Origin of the sequence: Streptomyces sp. NPDC059456 (assembly GCF_042750055.1) — a bacterium.
Classification (GTDB): Bacteria; Actinomycetota; Actinomycetes; order Streptomycetales; family Streptomycetaceae; genus Streptomyces.
Window position 1 is genome coordinate 1 of record NZ_JBHYVA010001139.1, and the last position, 725, is coordinate 725.

Consider the following 725-nt stretch of genomic DNA (forward strand, 5'->3'; position numbering starts at 1 on the left):
ATCCTGCGGTGCGAGCGCATCGTCGCGTAACTTAGGAATAACGCAAAAACCGATTTGAGGTGAAAAGCAGCTATCGTTTTACAATGTGCATACCTGCCGGTATCTCTTTCAGGCTTAAGTCTCCGCTTTTTTCAGTATGACTTTTTAAAGAGAGTGTCGTGAGCAGCGTCTCTCCTATATTTGTGAAGACCAGATTTATAATAAGCTGTCTATGGAAGCTCTGGCTTAAGATATAAGATAACTCTCCGCTTTGTTGCGGAAATGTATATGGTGTATATGACGATTCCAGTAGCCATTGCATTTAACACCAAAAATATGGAAGTCCAGTTCGCTGAGATTGTCAGCGTAATTTTTTGCTTGTCGATGTTCTATAGCAGTGAGTGTCGTGATTAAATATTAGAGGGTATCACCTAGAAGTATTGTTCGCGGTCGCGACTATGACAGGCTGAGTTTTCCAAGGCGAGTAAATTAAATCGAACGTTGAATTGCCTCTAGCTAATCGGAGAGTATGCTACCGATTTGCGTTAGATATTGAGGATATTGCAAGCGGAGTCAACATATAGCCATTCTAGATGGCTATATGTTAGGTAATGGTGTTGAGTTGCTAAGTCTACAATTTTTAACTATCAGGGATGATTAATAAATAAAAGTAAAGCTACTGATCTGTAAATTCGCGTTTCGGTATGACCGTGTTTGGAATTTTTCCCATTTGAACAAGGCTTGGT